The sequence below is a fragment of the Arthrobacter antibioticus genome (genome assembly GCF_030063205.1).
In the GTDB taxonomy this organism is placed as follows: domain Bacteria; phylum Actinomycetota; class Actinomycetes; order Actinomycetales; family Micrococcaceae; genus Specibacter.
In genome coordinates this window covers 568,811-592,504 of the sequence record NZ_JASISQ010000001.1, presented here as the reverse complement: position 1 = coordinate 592,504, position 23,694 = coordinate 568,811, and the positions used below count along the sequence as shown (strand labels likewise).

Sequence of the window (23,694 nt, the reverse complement as noted above, 5' to 3'; positions counted from 1 at the left end):
GAGCGGCCTAGCCTGCCAGCTGCCAACTTAGAGCAAACCGTGCTCCTTGAGTTTCTCCGCCAATCCTGCGCCGTCAGGAGCACTCACCCACGGTACGGCTCCATGCTCGGTGGCAAGAGCGTCCTCGTGTGAGCGGCCACCTGCCAACAGGGCTTCCCCGGCCGATAACTCGCGAATGGCGACCGCGGCTGTCTGCGTGGCATGAATCCTGGCAAATTCCGCGTATATCTGTGGATCGTGCTGCCCATCGTCACCTACCAAAAGCCATTTGATACTGGGAAATTCCTGCGCTAATCGCGCCAAATTTTTAAGTTTATGTTCGCGCCCGCTACGGAACCAGTGCTGCCTTGATGGGCCCCAGTCTGTCAAGAGCAGAACCCCTGCAGGATATAAATTTCGGCCAAGAAATCTTTCTAAAGCCGGTGCCACGTTCCATGCGCCGGTAGAGAGGTAAAGGACAGGGGCCTCAGGGTGCCGGGCAACAATTCGCTCGAGCAACACGGCCATACCCGGGGTAGGTGTCCGGGCCCTCTCGCTCAGGACCAGGGTGTTCCACAGGGCCAACAATGGTCGGGGCAAAGCAGTGACCATGACGGTGTCATCGATATCAGAGATGACCCCAAAGCTGACATCCGATGCGACGACGAGGATTCGGGCTTCCGTGGGAGCCGCAGTTTGGCTTCGCAGTAATACTGAATGCCAGCCCGGAGTTAAGGACGCTTCCAACACCACGTCGATGATTCCGCCGGAATCTGCTTGAACAGTATGGCTGACGCCATTGATCTCCACTTCAATTTCGCTGTAACGGATGGGCACGCTGGTGAAGGCCCGCCATCCGCGCACTTTACCGAGAGTCTTGGCAGGTTTGCCTATCAGCATGACCCTGCCCAGCACGCGCACCCATGAAGTGGAGCCGTAGCCTGGATAGGCCAGAATGGTGGGAGTGAAGCCTTTAACCTGGGCCAGACGCGAGCGCACACCATGGACCATGTCGACAACGTGCATGACAGGACCAAGCAAAGCACTGGCCGGGGGTTTTGCGGCAGGAAGGTGATGCATGCGATCCTCGCTGCTTAGCTGGTGCTGTGAAGGTCTGGGAGCCATGACACTACTGTTCCACACGAGTGGGCTTGCAACTGCCAGTACGCGGGCATATGAGCAAAAGCGTTGAGAATCAGCCGGCAGTCTCAGGTGGATACGTGATGCTGGTGCCATCAACGCGAGCGAAGGAATGGAGAACATGCTCTGTGGCTTTCTTCTCAGTCATGATGTCAAGAACGGTGACACCGCGGACCACCAGCGCATCACCGATCATGGATCGGTGACACCGCCATGGCACTGCCTCAGCACACATGATAACCACATCACTGTGCTGCGAACGATCCAGTAAGTCCTCCAACGCTTCAGTGAAATCAGGAGTTTGCATGTAATCGGCGTAACCCTGAAATGATTTGTTACGCCACCCACTGTTGGGGCTGTCCTTGCGAACGTGACGTAAACCTCCGAGAGCTTTCGCTCTCCTGTAGGTAATGCCCTCAGCCCGCAGACTCGTGGCCAAAGCATCCGCCATGAACTGTGGATTGTGTCCAGATTTGGGAATTGTTCTGACATCCACCAACTTTTTGACGCCGTGAGCATGCAGCATGGCAATAAATTCATCGATGGGGTGGGTGGAATGCCCGATCGTGTATATTTTGATACTCTCCATAGCTTCACACTATCTAAAACACGCTGGAAGTACCCCAAGTCACACCAGATGCATTGAGCTGGTTGTAGCATTATTGGAGTACTGAAGCGCCGCGGTTGCGCATTTTTATGTCCCCGCACTGATCGTTGTGACAATCTACTGAAAGAAAAGGTAATTCTCATGAGTATTGGTTCTGGAATCTTCCTGTTCGTTGTTGGTGCTATTTTACGATTTGCCTTGAACATCGAGGTGGCTTGGATTGACCTGATGTTGGTTGGCAACATCATGATGATCGCCGGTGCGGTTGTTTTTGTGCTGGGCTTGGTCTTTATGTTCCGTCGGCGTCAGTCAACCTCAACCCGCCGCACAGTGGTGGGCCAACCAGACGGTCAAGCTCTCGTGGAACGCACAGAGAACACTCGCGACACCGATCTGTAGCTCTGACTGCACTAAAAAAGTGCGAGCAATACGTTATTAGCTTGCTCTGAACTACACCATGAGTGGAAAGATCTCATTGCAAACCCTGAAAGTATGGGCCGCAGCCACAGTGAGCGGTCGGCGCGTGTTGCTGGCCGCCAAAACCGCCCTTGCCGTTGGCATCGCCTGGTTCTTGGCGCCCCACATGCCCGGTGTCACGCAAGAGTTTCCTTACTACGCCCCTCTAGGAGCTTTGGTAAGCATGTACCCCACCTTCATGGGGTCAGTGCGCACTGGCTTTCAAACACTGACCGGTTTGGTGTTGGGGATCTCATTGGCGGCGATAGTGCTGCTGTTGGGCGATCCCAACATCATTACCATTTCTGTTGCCGTTGGGCTGGGGGTGTTACTGGCGGGCGTGCCACGTCTGGGTGCTGGGCGCGACTATGTTCCGGTGGCAACACTTCTTGTGTTGCTTATAGACGGGCCCAAGGGTGTTGATGCGTTCTCCATCGGGTACGCCGTCCAGATGGCGATGGGCGTAGCGGTCGGCTTGACTGTCAACGTGACACTTTTCCCGCCGTTGTCATTGGACGCCGCCCGGGCACGGATTTCCCGTGGACGCTTTGTACTTATCGAACAGCTTGAGGATGTGGCGAAAGCACTGGTGGAGGCCTGGCCGCCGGAACATGAGGCGTGGGCAGCCCGTCGCCACGTTTTAGACGACTCGGTTGCCCAGATCCGGGGAGCGGTTCATGAAGCCAAGGAGAGTCACCGGGCCAACCCCCGCGGCTTTCTGAAGTCTCGCCATCACATAGTCAGTGAAGGGTTCGAAGATCTGACCGTTCTAGAGGTCATCACTTTTCATATCCGGGATCTTTCCGAAGTCCTGGTGGCAGCCATTTGGGAGGGGTCATTGGACCTAGCCCTGAAGGATGAATTGCGCCAACCCTTAAGTGACTGTTTACAGTCCACAGCAGAGGTGCTCCGCGCATGGGATGAGGAAAGAGACTGCGCGCACGCTATAGAGAGTGCACGGCAAAGCGTGGCTGTCCTCACCGACGCCGTAAGTGCCGAAGAAAAGTACGATCAGCTTTCCATGTCTCCAGGAGTAGCGGTAGCACTTGATCTGCAACGCATACTTGCTGCCCTGAGTAGCCGACTTCTGCCTCCGGAGCGAAGTGAAAAAGGTGCGTGAGAGCTGTTGATTCGAGTCTAAGATTTACCGCTTCGCGATAATTGCGGCGCAGTGGCCCGGCATTTGAAGGAGTGTTGGGGATCCGTCAGGGATGAGATGCACACCGTCCTCGGTGGCCAGGAGCAGATGCGTTCCTTGGACAGGGACTTTTCGCCTGCGCGGAGAAAAATTAAGCGCCACCTCAATGCCGTCTCTGCGCAGCAGCAACCATTTGTCCGCTTCAGCGAATTCAACACTGATGTTGGCAAAGCCCGGCTGGCTAAGTTCAGCGGTAGTTCGGCGCAACGAGGTTAGACGTTTGTACAAATCCAGCAACCGTGCGTGATCGCCACTGGCGGCCTCGGACCAGTCAAGCACGGATCGTCGGAACGTAGCCGGTTCCTGCGGGTCGGGCACCATTTTTGGGTCCCACCCCATGTGCTCAAATTCTTTAATTCGCCCGGCTGCGGTTGCTTGAGCCAGTTCCGGTTCAGGGTGGGATGTGAAAAACTGCCATGGGGTACTGGCACCGTATTCCTCGCCCATGAACAGCATGGGGGTGAACGGGGAAGTTAAGGTGGCAACTGCGGCTACGGCCAACTGTCCATAACTAAGATTCTTCGAGAGTCTGTCACCAGCGGCGCGGTTGCCGATCTGGTCATGGTTTTGGCTGCACACCACCAGAGCTGAGGGGTGGACAGTTGTGCGATCGATTTGCCGGCCATGGTGGCGGCCGCGGAAACTGGAATAGCTGCCGTCGTGGAAAAATCCATACTCCAATACTTTCGCTAGCGCCCCAATACTGTCAAAATCAGCATAGTAGCCGTCAGCTTCTCCACTGAGATTGACATGTAAAGCGTGGTGAAAGTCATCACTCCATTGTGCTCGTAGTCCATGCCCGTTCCGGGTCCTGGAATAAAGTAACCGGGGATCGTTAAGATCGGACTCGGCGATCATCGTCACTGGCCGCCCTGACTCTACCGACACGCAGTCGGCTAGTTCGGCCAACTCTTCAAGCAGAGGTAGCGCCCTTTCATCCTTGAACGCGTGGACGGCGTCTAGCCGGAGACCATCAACATGGTAATCTCGCAGCCACATGGCTGCATTGTCCAAAATATAGCGGCGGACGGTATCTGAGCCGCCACCATCCAGATTCACGCTGTCACCCCACGTGTTCCCCGCATCCTCGTTGAGGTAGGGGCCAAAACGCGGCAGATAATTTCCGCTGGGTCCAAGATGGTTGTAAACCACGTCTTGGATAACACCAATTCCCACCCTGTGGGCGGCGTCAACAAAGCACTGGTATTCCGCTGGACCGCCATAGCCCTCGTGCACGGCGTACCAAAGGACGCCGTCGTAACCCCAATTATGCGTGCCATTGAAATCATTGACAGGTAATAGCTCAATAAAATCGACACCCAGCTCCGCAAGATAATCCAGCTTCTGCGCTGCGCCGGCTAAGGTGCCAGCACTGGTGAACGTGCCCACATGCAACTCATAAATAACCGCCCCCGTCAGTTCACGCCCCTGCCATGCTCCATCCCTCCATTCGTGCGCGGATGGGTCAAAGGTGTGTGAGAGAGAGTGCACACCATGGGGCTGACGCCGGGACCTCGGATCTGGCAGAGCGTGTGTGTCCTGATCCAAGAGGTAGCCGTACTCAAACTCCCCGTGGGCGGGAGCGTTGGTGCACGTCCACCACCCCTCGCTGCCAGGGACTTCCTCGGTGCACCTGGTCATGGGAAACTTGTTCTCCCCGGCCAGCAGGGTGAGCGTAGTTGCTTTTGGTGCCCACACATCAAAGCGTCGGCTGCCCGGTGTTGGTGAGGTCATGAGCGTTGTGCTGTTCTTGGAGTCAGGAGGGCAACAGGATAGTTGCGCAGAATGTCGGCGATGGCCACCTGTCCTTGACAGTAGTCACGTTCGGTGAGTGCGTCACGCATATCAACGTCGAGGTGAACTGACGTTTGATTCCAACCGCCTCCACGTTCCAGCCCACGTGGTAGCCGTGTGACGAGTGTCAAGGCCCCATCGGTAATGCCGTTGGTACCGCTGGCTCTACTGAAGGCAAGCAAATGCTCGGCAGCGGGACCTGTGGCGGTCACCGGGGTGTATCCGCTGAACAGCTGCGGCTGGTCCCGGCGCAGACGCAAGGCACGCGAAGTCACCAACAGTTTTGTTGTTTCCAAAAGGAACGACGGCGGGAGCTCACCACTATCCAAATCCTTTAGTGCGTGCCTGCGTGCGTTAAAATCGACGGGCCGCCGGTTATCTGGATCCGTCAGGGAACGGTCCCAGAATTCCGTGCCCTGATACACGTCGGGCACACCAGGGCAGGTCAGCTGCACAAGTTTGGCGCCGAGCGAATTAGAAGCACCATATGGTTCCACCATGGCTACTAGAGAATCCAGCAGGCCGCGCAGCTCAGAGTTGTCGAAGGCGGCATCGACTGTGGTGGCTAACTGCTGTTCAAAGTTCAGTTCAGGTGTGGCCCAGTTAGTTGAGTTACCTGCTTCCCTGGCAGCCTTCTGCGCATAACTGTGGAGTCTTTCTCGCCTTGCAGGCCAGACACCGGCAATGGATTGCCAGAGCAGGTTAGCCAGTGGCCCATCCGGGAGTGGAGCTAGTTGCTGCGCGCGGAGGAGGAACTTCTCCCATTCGCCGGTGACCTCGGCGAGAGTTGAAATACGTGCCCGCGTGTCCTCGCTGCGTTTGGTGTCATGAGTGCTCAAAGTGGTCATGGACAGGGGCAGGTGTTGGCGCCGATGTTGCATGCGCTGGTGAAATTCGTCCGGAGCAATAGCGAACTCCGTTGGGTCACCACCCACTTCAGTGAGCGTGCCCAGACGCGTGTGGCGGAAGAAGGCGCAGTCTTCGACCCCCTTGGCCATCACCATGCCGGAAGTTTGCTGGAAACGCCGGCCAAGCTCAGCGCCGTCCTCCGGGCCCGCTTCGAGCAAGAGGGGCAAGAGTAGACCCACTGCGCCTTGCAGGTCTGGACGTCTCTGGGTGGCAAGAAAGCACGCCGAGCGCAGGGTAGTTTCCCCTTCGGGAAGGTAAGTGCGGTAGATAGGGAACGCCGCAATGATTTCTGAGATTGCATCGGCGGCCAGCTCAACGCTGAGCGCGGCATTGGCGGGCACCAAGCGAGCCAAACGCAGCATCTCCGAATGCAGAATCCCGTCCGTGACGCTGCGTTTTGTCCTGTAAATAATTTGTTCATAGTCGGGTGCGTGCCCGCCTCGGATACTGGCGTCCAGGGCATCGAGCCCGGGCTGGCCAGCTGCATCAATGAATACTCGGTCTATGTCAGCAAGAGCGTCATAACCTGTAGTTCCAGCACACGTGAAATCGGTAGGCAACGACTCGCCTGGTTCAAGAATTTTTTCCACAAGCACATATTTTCCATTGATGAGGGCACCCAGCTGTTGCAAGTACCCTGACGGATCGGCCAGGCCGTCAGGGTGGTCGATCCGCAGGCCATCAACCAGATCCTGAAGAAACCAGCGCTGAATCTCCGTATGTGTTTCAGTGAAAACCTCAGCGTCTTCCACCCGCACACCGGCAAGAGAATTTACCGCAAAAAACCGGCGATAGTTCAGGTCATAATTTGCCCTGCGCCAATCAATTAACTCATAGTGTTGCCTAGCATGGACTTCTTCTGGATCGTCCCCGGGAGAGTAAGTACCTGGTGCCAGCGGAAAACGGTGTTCGTAATAGCAGAGTTCGCCATCCTCGATGGCCAGCGCTTGGCGGTCTTGATCATTGGATAGGACGGGGATTCTGATGCGGCCCGCCCCAGCTGCCCAATCGACGTCGAACGCCTTGGCCCACGGCGAATCCGCCCCATCGCGCAAAAGTGAGAACCACCAAGCGTTTTGTTTCGGGGTAGCCACGCCCATATGGTTGGGCACAATGTCCACCAGCACGCCAAGACCTGCTTTCCGGGCCGCGGTGGAGAACGCAAGAAAACCTTCGGGGCCTCCACGTTCTGCATCCACACTGCCAGGATCGGTGACATCGTAACCGTGGGTTGAACCCTTCTCAGCTGTTAGAACCGGGGAAAGGTACACCCAATCCACTCCCAGCAACTTCAAATATTCAACGGTTTGGGCCGCGTCGTAGAGAGTGAAATCCGCATTGAGTTGCAGCCTGTAAGTGGACACCGGTGTTCTCATGGTGAGGTTTCCTCCGGCTCGGTCTCCACCACTTCCCCTGACTCCGTGCCCGGTGCGGGTTCCTCAACCTCAGGCGGTGCGGGGTCCTCGGCCATGGCGGCCAACGATGCTGCGGCAGAGTAGTCCACAACCTCTTCGGGTCCAGAGTAGGCTCGCAGGATTACGGTGGATTTTGCTGCCAAATCAAGGGTGCTTCCAGCCGGAACCGGCTCGATTTTCCCACCGCTAGCTGTGTCAACCAAAATTTCCCAGAACGGGGAGTGCTCCTTTGAGGGGAGCTGAAAGCTCACGGCCTCATTGGCTGCATTGAAAAGCAGCAGAAAGCTCTTGTCAGTAATACGCCGACCACGTCTGTCTTTTTCGCGGATGCCGTCCCCGTTATAAAAGACACCTACGCAGCGGCCGAATCCACTATCCCAGTCCTGCGGCAACATGTCTGCTCCGTCAGGTCTGAGCCAGACGATGTCAGGAAGCGCCTCACCCTCACCACGCAGGACTGGTCTGCCGTCGAAGAACCGGCTCCGGCGAAAAATGGGATGGTCGCGACGAATCTTATTCACCATCGCCGTAAACTCCACTAGCGGTTGATCCACTGAATCCCAGTGCACCCAACTGAGCTCGGAGTCTTGGCAATAGGTGTTGTTGTTTCCTTGCTGGGTACGGCCAAGCTCATCTCCATGCAGGATCATCGGTACGCCTTGGGAAAGCAGGAGCGTGACGATCATGTTGCGTTGCTGCCGTGCCCGCAAAGTCAACACATCGTCGTTATCCGTGGGACCCTCCGCTCCACAGTTCCAAGAGCGGTTGTGCGCCTCACCGTCGTTGTTGTCTTCACCATTGGCTTCGTTTCGTTTCTCGTTATATGAGACCAGATCCCGCAGTGTAAAACCGTCATGGGCGGTGACAAAATTAATAGAGGCGACTGGACGGCGTCCTGAACTTTCGTACAGATCCGCCGATCCTGTGAGCCGAGAAGCGAACTCGCCAAGAGTTGCCGGTTCACCACGCCAGAAATCGCGAACGGTGTCCCTGTACTTACCGTTCCATTCGGTCCACTGTGGCGGGAAGTTGCCCACCTGATAGCCGCCCGGACCAACATCCCAGGGCTCGGCAATGAGCTTGACCTGGGAGATGATTGGGTCCTGTTGGATGAGTTCGAAGAACGTGGAGAGTTTGTCAACGGCATAAAATTCCCGCGCCAAAGTGGAGGCCAGATCGAAGCGAAAACCATCAACATGCATCTCCGTCACCCAGTAGCGCAACGAGTCCATGAGCAGTTGGAGGGAGTGTGGGTGGCGAACATTCAATGAGTTGCCCGTACCCGTGTAGTCCATGTAGTACTGCGGATCATCGTCCACCAAGCGGTAATAGGCAGCGTTGTCGATCCCTTTAAAGGAGAGCGTGGGGCCAAGGTGGTTGCCTTCAGCCGTGTGGTTGTACACCACATCAAGGATGACTTCGATATCTGCCCTATGCAGGTCACGAACCATGGCCTTGAACTCTTGAACCTGGTTTCCCTGCTCACCTGTGGAACTGTAGGTATTCTGCGGGGCAAAAAAACCAATGCTGTTATAACCCCAATAGTTACTCAGACCCTTCTCCACCAACGTGCCGTCATTGACGAACTGATGAACGGGCATTAGTTCGACGGCGGTGACGCCGAGTTTGTGAAAATGTTCAATCATCACCGGGTGCGACACGCCGGAATACGTACCGCGTTGATCTTCCGGAATATCTTGGTGAAGTTCCGTCAGGCCTTTGACATGGGCTTCGTAAATAACTGACTCGTGGTACGGGATGCGTAGCTGGCGATCGCCGTTCCATTCGAAGAACGGATTGATTACCACGCTGTACATTGCATGTGCTGCTGAGTCGTCCTCATTCCGGGCGTCCTGATCCTGAAATTGGTAGGAAAACAGAGCTGGATCCCAGTCGATTTGGCCTTGGATGGACTTCGCATATGGATCCAACAGGAGCTTGTTGGCGTCGAACCGCAGCCCGTTCTTGGGCTCATAGGGTCCGTGCACACGGTACCCGTATTGTTGGCCGGGCTGGACCTCTGGGACGTAGCAATGCCATACATGCCCGTCCACTTCCTCCAGCTCAATCCGCGTCTCGCTGCGATCCTCTGCCAACAGACAAAGCACCACCTTGTCTGCGTGCTCACTAAATAAGGAGAAATTGGTGCCGGTTCCATCAAAGGTGGCGCCCAAGGGGTATGCGGTTCCGGGCCAGACTTCCAAGGGTCCTCCTATGGAGAGTTCATCGATAAGATATGCAATTCACCATTTCTGGTTATGCACGACACAGTACCTGATTCAACGCGCGCCGGACTGATGCCCCCGTGTGCCCAAGACAATGTGCGTAATAAACAGTTGTGCTCCCAGGATGCTTCGCGGGCCCTTCGCAGCCGTGGGGCACGTGTTGTTGCCACTCTCAACTGACCTATTTTGCCTTTAGTCGGGACGCCTTGGTTTGGGCCAGATCCGCGTTTACTGACCGGAGGCTTCGCCATCAGGTTCGGAGGAGAATGACTCGCGGTCGGCACTGGTTGGCCCAGCGTTACCCTCATCCAAGGGGGCCTCCGTTGATGGAAGGTCCACAGCAGATTCGTTGTCCTGTTGAGTTTTGTTCCCCGGCACCTCATCCTCCGGAGTTGGCGAGCCGTATCCACCTTCGGCCGGTTCCTTGTTGCTGGGGTTGCTGGGGCTGCTGGGGTTTTCGGATTTGCTCGTGCTCATCGTGTTCTCCTTAGTCGTGATGCTGTCCTTAGGTGTTGATGCCGTGCCTGATGATCTGGAAAAATTAAATTACTGGAGGGACTGGAGGGAGGAACGGATCTGGGTGAGTTGGGGAGTTTGGATCCGAAACAGGAGGGACCGGTTCCGTGGGGTCAACAGGTGAGGCCGGATTCGGATTGCTAGGAAACGGATCCGGTACCAGAGGTTCGGGCTCAATGGGCTGGCGATCATTCATCTGCGGTTGCCTTTCGTGGGGGGCTTTGTGCGATTGATGCTTATGCTAGCCAGTCACCGCCACCGCGTCTACAGTTCTACCTAGCGGGGCACTGGCTCAGAACCACCCCTGACATCGCTGGCTGGTGCGTTTGTAAGCCGTTTGGATCATGGATATTTCAGGCCGTCCTCGCTAGAGTAAAAGTTGGAAACTGCCAGCGGCATCAGAACAGCGAACCTTTGAAACTTGGGAGTTTCCATGGCCCTGTCGGCAGCGGTTTTTCCATGATGGGACCGGAAGAGAATGTTCATGTTTTGCCCTACATGAATGCGGAAGGACTAGCTATGTTCGAACATTTCACCACTGTCGAAGAGATCTTCAATTACAAGCTCGGTTCAGCCTTGACCATGGAATACGATTCCTTGGAGATGCTGGGTGAGCTAGAAAAAACCGTCATGCGCAGCGATCTCAAGGGCCTCTTCCATGAGCATGCCCATGAAACACGTCAGCAGATTGAAAACCTACTGCGCTGCTTCGCCCTTTTGGGCGTGGAGGCCAAACAGTCGCCTTCGCCAACCACCAAAGGTCTGGCCAAGGAGACAAAGTTGTTCACTGCCAAAACGGATAATTCATTGGTGGACGCCGTTGCACTTGCAGGGGCATTGGAGAGCGAACATTACGAGACCGCGGTCTATGAAACGCTCATCACTCATGCCAAGGCCAGTGGCGTATCCGAAATTGTGCATCTATTGAGCTCAAATTTGGCCCAAGAAGAATCTGCCATCATGAGAATCAGAGCCGCCGCGGATGCTGTTGTGAGAGCTGATGCCACGAATGCTGCGGATCAGGGTGATGCCGGTGCTGTGCAGGATGCGAGCGTTCAAGTACCGCCGTTTCTGCCGCCATCCAGCATCTAACACCAGTAAGCTTTCTAGACAGGACGGTTCCAACAATCAGCGGCATTCCAGTTTCGGTCTGTCTGGAGCAGCAAGCATCTAGTAAGAAAAAATGGAGAATGAGATGAACGAAAGCACTAACGAACCAGTGGAAATTTCGACCAGGATGCAGGAGGGCGAATGGACTGAGGAATCGTTAAGTCAGTTAGTTGGCGCCTATGAGGAAAAGCTGATCGAAATGGGTGCGCCGCGCAATGAGATCGAGACATCAGTGCAGCAGCTTGACAACGGGGCAGTTGATGTTCATGTTGGTTGGCTTCGAAATGGTGTTCAGACGTTTTCCGATACGGGGCGAACAGAAACTCAGGAGGCGCAGAATGCCCGTGGTGATGGAGAGCACATTCCTGCTGGTGAGGTAACCCAAGACTCTAAAGGTTTGGGTGCCGTGCTCGGCGACGCTGAACGGTCCGCAATTGACGAACCTGCCACACCGCGGTCGGAACAAGCTAAAAAGGACCAGCCGCCCGCTGAATTCGTAGTCTTTACCACTGAAGAGGGTAAGAGCTATGTTGAAGATGCAGGGGATGCGAAGGCGTAATTCAGCAGTCAGTGAAGTTTCTAAAGTTGTTTCTAAAGTGGTTCTGATAGCTCCCGTGAGGGTCACATAATCGGTATCGACAGCAGGAGGAATTCAATGGGAATCGGTGAAAAATTTGATGCGGCCAAAGATAAAATTGGTGGCAAAATCAAAGAGACTGTGGGTAGAGCTACGGATGATCATTCCCAGATCATGGACGGCAAACTCGATCAGGCAAGAGGTGTTGCCAAGGATAAGCTGGCAGATGCCAAGGCGCACCTTGAACAAGACGATGCTGATCTGAACACGGATGACACTGAAGGCGGAGCAGCCGCACACGGAGTCTAAGAAGCTAGCCGTAGTTCAGCTGAAAAGGCTTGGGATACAAGGAATTCTTGTATCCCAAGCCCTTTTTCAAGAAGCCTCCATAGTTGGAACCGGAGGCATCCCTGTAGCTACTAAGAGATTTAGTCCTAGATCGCTGAAACGATCCAGATGACCAACGCAATGGCCACCAAAACTCCGACGATTGTCCAAATAAGGCTATTTCCGCGCATGTGAGTTAATCCCGTCCTCTTGATTGTCACTTCTCATTATGGATATAAGAGAAGATGACAACTATAACCGAAGCGGGAACTATTCCGGAATCGGTGGCATCGGTTGTATCGTGTATTGCGGTCAGACTTTGCTTCACCAGCGTTGGTCTATGATTGTTTTTCACAGGACCTGATCGTGAGCCATAGTGAAATGTGAGGAATGTTTTTGAACAATTCGGGAACGCTAAAACCATTCGCAACTCCGACGGTGAATCTGCGGCGCCTCTTTGAATCCTCCGAGGTGGAGGTTTACGCCAAACTTGATCTGCTCCAACTGGCTGGCAGTACTAAGGAGCGGACGGCTCACGGGTTGATCGAAGAGCTCCTGCGCACGGGGGCGCTGCAGGTAGGCGGCATGATCATAGAGTCTACGTCTGGAAATTTAGGTATAGCGTTGGCACGCCAGTGCGTGGTGCGTGGCATCACGTTCGTTGCAGTTGTCGATGAGAACGCCAATCCTCTTGCCCTGCAACTGATGGAAGTGTACGGGGCAACTGTGGATCGTGTTCTAAACCCCGCAGACGGGAACAAGCTCGCCGCCCGCCGTCGTCGGGTTGAGGACCTCTTAGCAAAGCACGCGGGTTCCGTCACCACAAACCAGTATGGTTCTCTGGCCAATCCACGTGCCCATTTCGAGTCCACGATGCCTGAGATTATGGCCGCCTGTGAAGGGAAACTGGATTATCTTTTTGTTGCCACGAGTACTACCGGGACCCTTCTTGGCTGCCAGCAATACATTCGCGCGCATGGTCTGGACACCAAAGTTGTGGCTGTTGATTCGGTTGGCTCAGTGCTCTTTGGCGGGCAAGCCGGTACGCGCAGACTCCCGGGGCTTGGCGCCGGGGTGCTGCCAGAATTATCTGCATCGGCTAAACCGGATATTGTCTGCCAGATCGAAGAAATTGCAATGGTGCGCGGCTGTAGGTTTCTGGCACGCCGTGAAGGCATCCTGGCCGGAGCTTCCACGGGTGCCATCGTGGCCGCTATGAGAAGCTTGATACCCAGCCTCGAGACCGGTACTCGTGTCGCATTCATTGTTCACGACACAGGGGTACCCTATCTGCAGACTGTGTACAACGATGAATGGGTGCGCAGAACATTCCAAGCAGAACCAACTACAGATGAAGCTTACTTTGACGATTTTTCAGAGAATTGATACGCCTAGCCGTCATAGGGGGCGGACCTAAAAGTCTTTTTGCTCTGCTTGCGCTCCACGATGCACTGCCAGCCACCGCTGCCAGAGAACTCGCGGTAGATGTTTATGATCCCCTGCCTCCCGGCTCTGGAAGTGTATGGCGGGAGAACCAGCCTGAAGTCTTGCGACTGAACGTCAGTGCGCACATCGTGGACGCCTCGTCTACGCTGAGTGCCGAGAGCTTCGACCTGTGGGTGAACAGAGTGTCACCTCATCTGTCCGGAGAAAAATATCCGCCTCGTGCGCTTGTGGGTCGTTACTTGCAAGAACAATTCCAGCTTATGTGTCAGTTCGGGAACATGTCCTTGGCACACCTGCCCTTCGTGGTCACCACAATTGAACGTGAAGGTCAGAAATGGCGTATAAACGGATCATTTGGAGTCCGTCACTATGACGAGGTGCTCCTCGCCACGGGACACGGTTTAGCTCACACAACCGTCCCGAAACCTCTCGCGGCTGCATTGAACTCCAGTCCTCTGATCGGGGACTATTCATCAGTGTCGGAAGTAGCCATTGACGCCGAAAGTACGGTCTGGGTTCGCGGGGCTGCATTGACGGCCTACGACGTCGCTCTGCTCCTGACAGAAGGCCGAGGCGGCACGTGGCAACGCTCCGAGGAAAATGCCGGGGACCCTAAGCAAATACAGTACGTGGCCAGTGGGGGAGAGCCACGGAAAATTATATTCTACTCGCCAAGTGGCAGGCTCATGGACCCGAAGACTGAGATTGTGCCAGCCGGAGTTCTTGCCTGCATACAGCAGTACCAAGGACTGCTGCGACAATGGGGCCGCGATGCTCACGATCCGGGATGTGAAGTGGTGCCCTTAAATAAAATGTGGGTGCTTTTACTCCACTGTGCCCAAGAATGTGCCCAACTCATGGACTCATCGGTGAGCGCGCTGACGCTGTGGCGAACGGCTTTCATGGGTTTGTCGGTGGAGGCCACCTTAGATCCTCCGATTCCGGCGAAGACTTTCACTGCTGCTGAATCCTTGCGAAATTCTCTGGCTGTAAACCACCTCGAAGCACCAGTCACTACCGGGTGGCTTTGGGCAAGAGTGTGGTCTGGACTTTATGCAGAGCTGGTTGCGGCGTTAGACAGGGTGCCACGGAGCACCAGAGAGTGGAAACGTTTCAGACGGGTTGCCCACAACCTCGAAAAGTTCACGTTCGGTCCTCCGGAGCTCACCGCACGCAAAATGGTGGCATTGTTCGACGCCGGGATCCTTCACGTTGCTGCACCGCATGAATCCCTGCCGCAAGAGCCGCTGCCGCAAGGTACGGTGCTCATTGACGCCGTAACGCCAGGACCCGGTGCGCTCCAATCACCGGCACCGGAGGGCCGCCCTCACAACGAATTGGTGGAGACGCTGCTGCAAAACGGGGCAGTATCAGTTCGAGCTGGTGACCGTGGTCTGCGCACAGATCTGGACGGCACCTGCTTGGCACAGGACGGCTCCAGAAGTGAATCATTGGCGGCACTGGGCCGTCCTACCGAAGATCCAACGCTGGGCCATGACACCCTGAACCGCTCTCTCCATCGAGAATACGGTGGGTGGGCTCACCGCCTCACCGCCCTCGTGACACATCAACTCGACGCTTAGGACGTAATGATGCAAACAAAAATGTACGGTACAGCACCCTTAACAGCCCGGCTCGAGCCTTGGATGGAGGAACTGCTGGCCAACCCTGTGCTCTGCAAGAAACTAGTGAAGACTCACGGTTCCCCAGTAAACATTCACGAATTCAGCGCTATGGGGCGCAACGTCAAAGAGTTGCGAGCAGCCGCAGCCACCCACGAAATCGACTTCCAAATCTTTTACGCGCGTAAGGCGAACAAGACGCTGGGGGCTATTGACCAAGCCGTCCGTGAGGAATGCGGAGTCGATGTCGCAAGTCTGAACGAGCTACGTCAGTGCCTTCAGCGTGGGGTTCGCGCCGATAGGATCATTGTGAGCGCCGCGGTGAAGTCCAAGGATTTGCTTGAGCTGGCCATCAAGTCCGCAGTGACCATCAGCCTGGACAACGAAGATGAGTTCCGCGATGTGCTTGACCTCGCGAGCCGCGGTAGCGAGGCCGTCACCGTGGCGCTACGGCTTGTTATTGACCACCCCTCAGTCCCGCCCACCCGTTTCGGGCTCCTGGCCGGACAGTGGCTGGAACTACTGACCGAGGTCGAACTAGGAAACAGTGTCAAGGTGACCGGCATCCACTTTCACCTCAACGGTTACAGCGCGCACGCACGATCGCTTGGAATCAACCAGGCGCTGGCTGTCATCAAAGAGCTCCAAGCAATAGGCCACGAACCAACTTTTGTGGACATGGGTGGTGGGATACCTATGTCCTACGTGGACAGCGCGGAGCAGTGGAGAGATTTTTGGTCCACGTTGGCGCACTTGCCTACCGGTGACGAAACGCTGACATGGAAATCAGACAGACTGGGTGCCTCGGCAAGCACTCCCGGTTCCGCCGTATATCCGTATCATCAAGAACTTATTCGTGGTCCGTGGCTGGAACAGGTCCTGAGGTATGTGCCCGAATCCGAGTCTTCTTCGATCGGCTCAGCATTGTCCAGTGCGCAGATTCAGCTGCGCTGTGAACCGGGACGGTCATTGCTAGACGGCTGCGGGCTCACCCTGGCCGAGGTCGCATTCACCAAGACCCGCAGCGATGGTGTACCGCTCGTGGGCTTGCATATGAACCGAACACAATGCAGATCTACCTCCGCTGACTTCCTTGTTGATCCGATCCTGATCCATGCCGAACAACCGGGCAGGACGAGAAAAGTAGGTAGTGCGTTCTTAGTGGGTGCCTACTGCATAGAGGAGGAGCTGCTCCTGCGCCGGCGCCTGGAATTCCCTGCAGGTGTTGCACCGGGAGACCTGGTCGCCTTCCCCAATACGGCCGGATACCTTATGCATATTGTAGAGAGCGCCTCCCATCAACTACCTCTGGCAGCCAATGTTATGTGGGATGGGGAAAAATGGTTGGCCGATGATATTGAGCAAATAGAGCTGTAAAACAAGCCTCATTCTGTTGTTCTGGATCTAAGCTGTGGATGGATCTATGCTGTGGGTTATGAAACCTTCGCCAGCGCAGGACGGACCGGATGCCCGCCACCGACGGGGAGCGGGCATCAGCGATGAGACAGTGCAGGCTCTAGGGAAGCTCTCCGAAGCCCTCGAAGTGGTGGAACATGCCCGAGGACTGTTGTACGGCTTCCACCGGTTAACGGGAAAAGCCGATCTTGCTTTGGGAGAGGCGCTTTCATTGCTTCGGGACGCCGGCCACGTGGACATGGCAAATAGCATCGAGCGGGACATCGTTGGCCGCAACGTCCTCGGTGGGCGTTGGACTTTTCAAATAGTTGAGGAGTATGACGCTGGCTATTACAAGGATTTCAAGGCCGCGGAGAAACATGCTCGTCACCACCTCGTTGAGGGAAAACGCCACCTGTTTGAGGCGGAGATGAAAGAGCAACGCCGTACGCATGGGCGCGTCAACCATGAGGCTGTGCCGTTGGAGCATTATTCGCTACCGCCGGGACCAGATGAGCAAAAAGGAGCAAGTTGATGTCACAAGAATTCTCCGTAGGAGACCACGTGCGGTGGAACTCCGAGGCAGGATATGTGGAAGGAAAAATCGTCAAGGTGCATAACCAAGATGTTCAGTACAAAGGTCATATGCGCCGGTGCAGCGAGGATGACCCCCAGTATGAGATTAAGAGTGATAAAACAGAACACGTTGCCATGCATAAAGGCGGGGCACTAAAGAAGATTTGAGCACTGGGCCGAAGTAGTAACGGAAGCCGCCCGCGTGTACTGTCTATACGCCCGGGTAGTCAGCGTTCATGATAGCTAAAATGCGTTCAGTTTCAGCCTCGCTAAGATCGCTGTTTCTAAGAGCTTGCGCCGCCAGCCTGCTTTGTATTTTCAGCGTCTCATCAAGCTCTTCCGCTGTGTCCACCCATGCCAGCTCACGGAGCATGATGATTGTGCGCTCAGCGGAACGGGGGTCATCCATTGCGTACTGCAACAGCTGGCGCATGGCGATATCAAGCATGTGAGAAAGTGTTGGCCGCTTCATGAGCACGCGAGGGTTCTCGTCGTCGTCCCTCACCAGGTACGGACCTGTGCTGCAATCCGCCAGTCCGCACAGTAGCGCGGAGACATGCCCAATGGCGTGAACGGCGGTGGTGGCGTCATTGATACCGGGGGAGAGTGCTCGGGATGCAATATCCAAGAGTTGTTGCAGTCCAAGAGTGGCGTCTTGGACGGAGGTGCGTTCAAACCCGATCCCCATACTTGCCTGTACAGCGTCGGAAAGCGCAACGAATGCTTCCTCATCCAATCTGCCACCGCCAGCGGAGCGTGCTCGAGCGCATGGAACGCCCTGAATCAAGGAGTCACCGGGGGTGCTCTGAAAGACGACGACGGCCCCTGCCTCTGCGGCGCCGGCACAGACGGCGGCACCATCGACAGTCAAGAGGAAGCCCGAAGCTCCGCTCTCGATGGGCCTGAAGCCCGCACCACTTTCAAGGGCCGTCTTGGACGCCAAAGTGTCAGGTTCCTCGTCCTCTGGAAAGACCCGCCCAAGAGAGGTGACGGTTTCATCGTAAACAGTTTTCAGCATGCTCTCCACCCGGATCTGCCGGGCAAGGTGTGACAAGAAACCAACCAGCGCCAAGACACTTGCCACGGCCAGCAGGAAAGCCACCGTGACAGAGATTTTCGGGACAAACCCCTCGCTGAGATCCGTAGACGTTCGGATACTGCGCAGCAGGGTCAGCGAGAATGCGAAGGTGGCAAGAAAAAGAGCAAGGGTAGAGTGCACAACTCTGTCACGCGTAAATGTTCGCAGCAGGCGCGGGGAGAACTGGCTGCTGGCTAGCTGCAATGTCACAACGGTGAGGGAAAAGGTGAGGGCGGTGACCGTGACCATGGCACCGGCGATTGTCTGAAGGAGGTTGCTTGCCGCGTCCGGACCGCCACCAAAGATCCAAGCCGAGATCATCGGTTGGAGGTTATTTTGCACTTCCTTATCCAGGTAAGGCAAAAATTGGCCGGCAATAACGGCTACGATAATTGCGGCCACAGGTACCGGCCATAGCTGCGTACGAACCGAATCGACAAGGCTGGCGAGGCGTCCACTCCCAAACACAGAGGAGCCGCCAGGTGAAGTTTTTGGACGGCGTCGTTGCGCCGGTGTAGTTGATGAGGTCTTCGAGCTGGGCATGAGCTAAGGATATCTGAGGATTGCTGGAGCCGTGGGGTAACCGCCGCGGCACCTCGGAAAATCTCAGTTCAAGACTGCGCAGATGCTACGGGGTAACATGAGGCCAAGGACAGAGGCGAGTAGCCACAGTAAAACCACGAAATGGGGAACCATGGCAACCGATCCAGCACCGCACCCGCAGGAGGATCCAACCCTAAAGGATCCAGCCCTGAAGGATCCAACACAGGAGGATCCAACCCTGAAGGATCCAACACAGGGAGATTTTCCTTCTGGGGAAGCAACCCTAAGGCCTGCCCCGGTATCCACCCGGGGGCGGTCCTCAAATAAGCGCATTGTTTCCCAGGATGGAAACACGGATGTCACCAGGGCCGGGATGATCTGGGTTGCCGTTAGTTCTGGACTCGTTGTACTGGTGTTGCTGATCATCTTTATCCTGCAAAACCAGGACCGTGTGAGCGTGAAATACTTCGGTATTGTGGGCGAGCTGTCTTTGGGCATGGCACTTTTCATAGCCGCTGTTGCCGGCGGAATAGTAGTGGCTGTAGCCGGAGCGGTCCGCATCTTGCAGCTTCGGCACCAACGCCGCCGTCAACGTAACCTGGACCAAAATCCTCTGAGCGAGCCCGCCACTTCCACCGGCAAGGCCACAAACTGACCTGAGCGCTAAAGTCCCTTTGCACTAAAAGAATCAGTCCGGGTTGTCCCTGGGATCTAGCCTGTGGGATCTATTGTTTGGGAGCGTCCAGTGCTGTCGCAATGATCTGGACCAGGTGGCGGGAGTCTCGCTGTGCCAGGTCGGATACTTGTGTCCGGCAGGAGAAGCCGTCAGCGAGGATGCTTCGTTGCGGATCATCCTCGATTTTAGTCAAAATGCCTTGTTCGGCAATCGTCACGGAAACGTCGTAGTGGCCCTTCTCCATGCCGAAGTTGCCTGCCAAGCCACAGCATCCGCTGGAAACTTCCACATCACAGCCCATCGAGTCCAAGAGAGCCAGATCTGCTGTGTATCCCATGATGGCGTATTGGTGGCAGTGTGGCTGTGCCAGAATGCGTTCTGCGCTGAGAGGCGGCTGCCAGTTGATCGAGGCCAAGTATTCGGAGACCGTTTTGACCTTGGCCGAGACCTCTTGGGCGCGCGGGTCATCTGGCAGTAATTCGAGCAGGTCCGAACGAAGCACAGCGGTGCAGGACGGTTCTAGGCCTATGATCGTTTGGCCTTTGAGAACATAGGGGTGGAGTACATCAAGGGTTTTACGCAGTTTCACTTTAGCGGCAGTGAGCTGGCCGGTGGAGATGAGAGTGAGTCCACAACACGCCCCTGGACCAGTGATATCAACAGTGCATCCTGCAGCCGCAAGGACCTTTAGAGCAGCCTGGGGTACCTCCGGACTAAGCGTGTCGGAAAAAGAATCTACCCAGAGCACCACCTGACGATCACTCGTCCCGCCGACCTGCACAGGCGCGGCCCGTTCGGACATAGGGACTGAGGGGTGCTTCATGGAGTGGAATGGCTTTTTGGGAAAAATCGGCAGTGACCGTCGGGGATCGGCCCCAGCCATTCTCAGCAGTGACTTCCGGATAAAGCTGATAGACGCGAGCTGATTTAGCAGCGGCCCGAAGGGACCTACAAGGGCTAGCCAGGTGGGGAGCCTACCCAAACTGTAGTGAGTGATGGGGCGGATCCTGCCCTTGTAGCTTTGATGGAGGGCTTCTGATTTGTACATGGCCATGTCAATGCCCGTTGGGCAATCATTGGCGCAAGCCTTGCAGCTAAGACATAGATCTAGGGCGTCATGAACTTCGGGGGAACTCCAATCCATGGAAACCACACCGCCGTTCAACATTTCTTGCAAGACCCGGGCCCGGCCTCGGGTGGAATCCTTCTCATCCTTTGTTGCAAGGTAGGACGGGCACATGAATCCTCCGTCATCACGAAGGTCAGCACGGCATTTGCCCACACCAACACAGCGGTGCATAGCGTTGGTGATGTTGCCATCATCATGGGCGAACGCAAACCCGTCAGTGGCTAGAAGGCTCTTTGCTTGTGGACGTCGAAGGTGAGCGTCGAAGGGTTCGGGGCTGACAATGACACCCGGATTAAACGTGTCCTGCAAGTCAAAGAGTGCTTTGAAGGCGGCCATGGCCGCGATGGCTTTGGTCGAATACATGGCGGGTAAAAGTTCACTGCGTGCCCTGCCATCGCCATGCTCTCCGGAAAGGGACCCACCGTACTTGGCGACCAGATTTGCGGCAGCGCTCAAAAAACGCCGCATGACATGTGCGTGTTCAGCCAAAGGGAAATCTATTCTTACGTGTACACAGCCATCCCCAAAATGTCCGTAAGCCATGCCTGAAACATTTTCATCATCCATGAGCTTTTCCAGGTCACGCAGGTAAGCTCCCAAATGTTCCGGGGGTACAGCTGAGTCTTCCCAGCCAGGCCAGGCTTGGGCCCCGTTGGCCGTTCGGCCAGCCAGCCCTGCGCCATCGGCTCGGATCTTCCACAGGCGTTGGGCTTCGGGGCCGGCAGGCATAACAACAGAATCGATCGCACCAGCGTCCTGCACCATGCGTTCGGCGGCTGCAACAGCTTCAGCGGACGTGGCACCGCCCATCTCAACCATCAACCAACCGTTACCACGCGGCATCTCCGGGACCGCATGATCGCCCTTGGCATTTCGAATGACGTTCACAAGTTGGGCATCGAGCCCTTCAAGCGCCAACGGATGATGCGGGAGGAGTCCCGGGACAGCGTCGGCTGCGGAGGGCATATCGGCATAACCGAGAACTGCCAACGCCGGAGCCGGTGCGGATTTGACCAGCTTCACTTCCGCCTGCAAAATGATTCCGCAAGTACCTTCCGTGCCGGTCAGAGCCGCAGCTACGTTCCTGCCGTTCTCGGGCAGCAGGTGCTCCAAACTGTAACCGGAAATCTGACGTCCGAATCTCCCGAACTCCAGACGGATGACCTCCAAGTTGGCCATGACAAAGTCTTCCAGGCCAGGGACCTGGGCCACCGATTCCTTCCCGGCTCCCAGTTCCAAGATGCGCCCGGAACCCGTCAGCCAGCGAAGGCTGCTTACGTTATCAGCTGTGCGGCCATAGGACAGCCCATGCGGTCCACAGGCGTTGTTGCCGATCATTCCGCCCATAGTGCATCGTGTTGACGTTGAAGGGTCCGGACCGAAGCGTAAACCATAAACGGCCGCGGCTCGTTGCAGGTCGCTGAGGACAACCCCTGGCTGAACTAGTGCGGTTTGTTTGACGGGGTCAATAGAGATGATCTTGTTCATGAAGCGGCTAAAGTCCAGCACAAGTCCGGCCCCAACCGCATTACCGGCACACGAGGTACCGGCGCCTCTACCGGTGACCGGCATCCCATGCTGCCTTGCAAGTGCTACTGCAGCAACGACGTCGTTCTCATCTTTTGGCATGAGAACTATCTGGGGGACCACCCGGTAGTTGGAGGCGTCGGTTGAATACTCGGCGCGACGACGTGAACTGGCGTCGACAATCCCGGCAACGGAGGAGCTCAATTCTTGGACGAGTTTGTCAATGTTCATGTGCTGTGGGAATCCCTCTCCAGAGTGTGGCAGATGTGATCAGTCAGTACTGAAGCGGCTTACCGCGGTACTTCATGGCGCGGAGTACCCGATCTTGAGAAAGTGCGCGGGCTGCATGATGAGTCGTGGAGTCCAGTTTCTCTGCCTCTGCTAGCACTGTGTTGGTATTTGCCCGGAGCTTGGTTGAAACAGCACTGTAGATTTGCTCGGTTTCGGGGCGGAACGGGGAATAGCGCGCTTCCATGGCGAACGCTGCGCTCACAACGCCGCCGGCATTGGCAACGAAATCCGGGACTACTGTGATGCCGGAGGAGTGAAGAGCCTGTTGAGCGGCGGCGTTCGTGGGAAGGTTGGCACCTTCCACCACCATTTTCGCCGAAATCTTTCCTACGTTATTTTCGTTGATGACGTCCTGTAACGCGGCAGGAATCGCAATGTCGGCGTCCACGAAGAGTTCACTGCCCATGGGAATGGCGAATTGCGGTAATTCCTTGACAAAACCATCCCCGGAACGTGCGCGCATAGCCAGCATTTCAGGAACGTCCAATCCTGCTGGATTGTACAAGGCTCCTTCCGCGGTGGAGATGGATACAATGCTGTAATTGAGCTCGTGCAAACGCGCGGCAGTAGCATGACCCACTGCACCGAATCCTTGGATGGCTACACGCTGTCCCTGTAAACCAACAGCCAGGGCAGCCTCATCTGTCACTTCCGCAACTCCGTAGCCTGTGATGCCGAGCTGGTCATACGGCACCCCGCCTAGATCGTAAGGCGTTCCTACCGCGGCACCGCGATCTCCGAGTTCATCGACAATGATGGCGGCGTCGTCTTCGGTTAGTCCCATGTCTAGACCAAAAACATACTCTGAGGGGACCTCGTTGCTCAGCGCCCGGACAAAAGACCTCAAAATTGCTTCTTTGTGGGGGGAGTGGGGGTCTGCTCGGATGCCTGCCTTGGCGCCACCAAAAAACAAATCAACGCCAGCCCATTTCCAGGTCATGACACGGGCTAGACGTGCAATCTCATCAACACTGACGTTGGGTTGCATCCGGGTGCCACCCTTGCCCATGCCGCGTGCGGTGTTGTCAATAACAAGGACTCCCTTCATGCCTGTTTTGTTATCACTGACCGTGACGATCTTTTCAGGGCCCCACTCATCCATCATGTCGAACAGACTCGTCATTGCCAGTTACTCCCTAATAAATTGTTGTCAACGGT

The 23,694-nt window shown here is 55.9% G+C and carries 20 protein-coding genes and 1 pseudogene; 12 read left to right on the top strand and 9 right to left on the bottom strand.

Annotated elements, in window-relative coordinates; all coding sequences use genetic code 11:
• Window positions 1-27: 27 nt before the first annotated feature.
• The gene (locus QMG40_RS02735) at window positions 28-1,104 is read right to left on the bottom strand and encodes an App1 family protein (protein ID WP_283527652.1); all 1,077 of its coding nucleotides are present in this window, start codon (window positions 1,102-1,104) and stop codon (window positions 28-30) included.
• Between the two features lie 70 nt (window positions 1,105-1,174).
• Window positions 1,175-1,708 (bottom strand): DUF488 domain-containing protein, encoded by a 534-nt coding sequence (locus QMG40_RS02730; protein WP_283527650.1) that lies wholly within the window; start codon window positions 1,706-1,708, stop codon window positions 1,175-1,177.
• A gap of 159 nt (window positions 1,709-1,867) precedes the next feature.
• Here QMG40_RS02730 and QMG40_RS02725 point away from each other — a divergent pair, with 159 nt between their 5' ends.
• The gene (locus QMG40_RS02725; protein ID WP_283527648.1) at window positions 1,868-2,125 is read left to right on the top strand and encodes a DUF6458 family protein; all 258 of its coding nucleotides are present in this window, start codon (window positions 1,868-1,870) and stop codon (window positions 2,123-2,125) included.
• Between the two features lie 58 nt (window positions 2,126-2,183).
• Window positions 2,184-3,302, top strand: a complete 1,119-nt coding sequence (locus QMG40_RS02720; RefSeq protein ID WP_283527646.1) for an FUSC family protein — start codon at window positions 2,184-2,186, stop codon at window positions 3,300-3,302.
• Window positions 3,303-3,326: 24 nt separating this feature from the next.
• On the opposite strand, the gene treZ is transcribed toward QMG40_RS02720, so the two are convergent.
• The 4 genes from treZ to QMG40_RS02700 form a co-directional block, all read right to left on the bottom strand.
• Complete coding sequence (gene treZ / locus QMG40_RS02715; RefSeq protein ID WP_283527644.1) at window positions 3,327-5,114, bottom strand: malto-oligosyltrehalose trehalohydrolase; 1,788 nt, start codon at window positions 5,112-5,114, stop codon at window positions 3,327-3,329.
• The gene (gene treY / locus QMG40_RS02710) at window positions 5,111-7,459 is read right to left on the bottom strand and encodes a malto-oligosyltrehalose synthase (protein ID WP_283527641.1); all 2,349 of its coding nucleotides are present in this window, start codon (window positions 7,457-7,459) and stop codon (window positions 5,111-5,113) included. The genes treZ and treY overlap by 4 nt, the downstream gene beginning before the upstream one ends.
• Entirely contained in the window at window positions 7,456-9,702 is a 2,247-nt protein-coding gene (gene glgX / locus QMG40_RS02705) for a glycogen debranching protein GlgX (protein ID WP_283527639.1), read from the bottom strand. Before glgX ends, treY begins: the two co-directional genes overlap by 4 nt.
• Before the next feature lie 249 nt (window positions 9,703-9,951).
• The gene (locus QMG40_RS02700; protein WP_283527637.1) at window positions 9,952-10,200 is read right to left on the bottom strand and encodes a hypothetical protein; all 249 of its coding nucleotides are present in this window, start codon (window positions 10,198-10,200) and stop codon (window positions 9,952-9,954) included.
• Window positions 10,201-10,758: 558 nt separating this feature from the next.
• Here QMG40_RS02700 and QMG40_RS02695 point away from each other — a divergent pair.
• From QMG40_RS02695 to QMG40_RS02660, 9 genes and pseudogenes are all read left to right on the top strand, one after another.
• Window positions 10,759-11,331: a YciE/YciF ferroxidase family protein gene (locus tag QMG40_RS02695; RefSeq protein WP_283527635.1), complete on the top strand. Its 573-nt coding sequence runs from the start codon at window positions 10,759-10,761 to the stop codon at window positions 11,329-11,331.
• Window positions 11,332-11,434: 103 nt separating this feature from the next.
• On the top strand, window positions 11,435-11,908 hold the full coding sequence (locus QMG40_RS02690; protein ID WP_283527633.1) for a hypothetical protein: 474 nt from the start codon (window positions 11,435-11,437) through the stop codon (window positions 11,906-11,908).
• A 96-nt stretch (window positions 11,909-12,004) separates the two neighbouring features.
• Window positions 12,005-12,235, top strand: coding sequence for a CsbD family protein (locus QMG40_RS02685; RefSeq protein WP_283527631.1), 231 nt, complete (start codon window positions 12,005-12,007; stop codon window positions 12,233-12,235).
• Window positions 12,236-12,649: 414 nt separating this feature from the next.
• Window positions 12,650-13,639 carry a pyridoxal-phosphate dependent enzyme gene (locus QMG40_RS02680; RefSeq protein WP_283527629.1) on the top strand — a complete coding sequence of 330 codons (990 nt, stop codon included), beginning with the start codon at window positions 12,650-12,652 and terminating at the stop codon, window positions 13,637-13,639.
• Window positions 13,636-14,085 (top strand): annotated as a pseudogene (locus QMG40_RS17350) (FAD/NAD(P)-binding protein); the annotation flags it as partial. The gene QMG40_RS02680 and the pseudogene QMG40_RS17350, both read left to right, overlap by 4 nt.
• Window positions 14,086-14,175: 90 nt before the next feature.
• The gene (locus QMG40_RS02675; RefSeq protein WP_283527627.1) at window positions 14,176-15,282 is read left to right on the top strand and encodes a hypothetical protein; all 1,107 of its coding nucleotides are present in this window, start codon (window positions 14,176-14,178) and stop codon (window positions 15,280-15,282) included.
• A 9-nt stretch (window positions 15,283-15,291) separates the two neighbouring features.
• Window positions 15,292-16,698 carry an alanine racemase gene (locus tag QMG40_RS02670; protein ID WP_283527625.1) on the top strand — a complete coding sequence of 469 codons (1,407 nt, stop codon included), beginning with the start codon at window positions 15,292-15,294 and terminating at the stop codon, window positions 16,696-16,698.
• 58 nt (window positions 16,699-16,756) lie between these two features.
• Window positions 16,757-17,251 carry a hypothetical protein gene (locus tag QMG40_RS02665; protein WP_283527623.1) on the top strand — a complete coding sequence of 165 codons (495 nt, stop codon included), beginning with the start codon at window positions 16,757-16,759 and terminating at the stop codon, window positions 17,249-17,251.
• Window positions 17,251-17,460 (top strand): hypervirulence associated TUDOR domain-containing protein, encoded by a 210-nt coding sequence (locus QMG40_RS02660; protein ID WP_283527620.1) that lies wholly within the window; start codon window positions 17,251-17,253, stop codon window positions 17,458-17,460. The genes QMG40_RS02665 and QMG40_RS02660 overlap by 1 nt, the downstream gene beginning before the upstream one ends.
• A 43-nt stretch (window positions 17,461-17,503) precedes the next feature.
• Here the strand turns inward: QMG40_RS02660 and QMG40_RS02655 are convergent, their stop codons facing one another.
• Window positions 17,504-18,913, bottom strand: coding sequence for a DUF2254 domain-containing protein (locus QMG40_RS02655; RefSeq protein WP_283527618.1), 1,410 nt, complete (start codon window positions 18,911-18,913; stop codon window positions 17,504-17,506).
• Window positions 18,914-19,064: 151 nt separating this feature from the next.
• Between QMG40_RS02655 and QMG40_RS02650 the strand changes: the two genes are divergently transcribed.
• The gene (locus tag QMG40_RS02650; protein ID WP_283527616.1) at window positions 19,065-19,568 is read left to right on the top strand and encodes a LapA family protein; all 504 of its coding nucleotides are present in this window, start codon (window positions 19,065-19,067) and stop codon (window positions 19,566-19,568) included.
• Window positions 19,569-19,638: 70 nt separating this feature from the next.
• Here the strand turns inward: QMG40_RS02650 and QMG40_RS02645 are convergent, their stop codons facing one another.
• Both QMG40_RS02645 and QMG40_RS02640 read right to left on the bottom strand, forming a co-directional pair.
• Window positions 19,639-22,476, bottom strand: coding sequence for an FAD-binding and (Fe-S)-binding domain-containing protein (locus QMG40_RS02645; protein ID WP_283527613.1), 2,838 nt, complete (start codon window positions 22,474-22,476; stop codon window positions 19,639-19,641).
• 43 nt (window positions 22,477-22,519) lie between these two features.
• Entirely contained in the window at window positions 22,520-23,659 is a 1,140-nt protein-coding gene (locus QMG40_RS02640) for a Glu/Leu/Phe/Val family dehydrogenase (protein WP_283527611.1), read from the bottom strand.
• Between the last annotated feature and the right edge of the window lie 35 nt (window positions 23,660-23,694).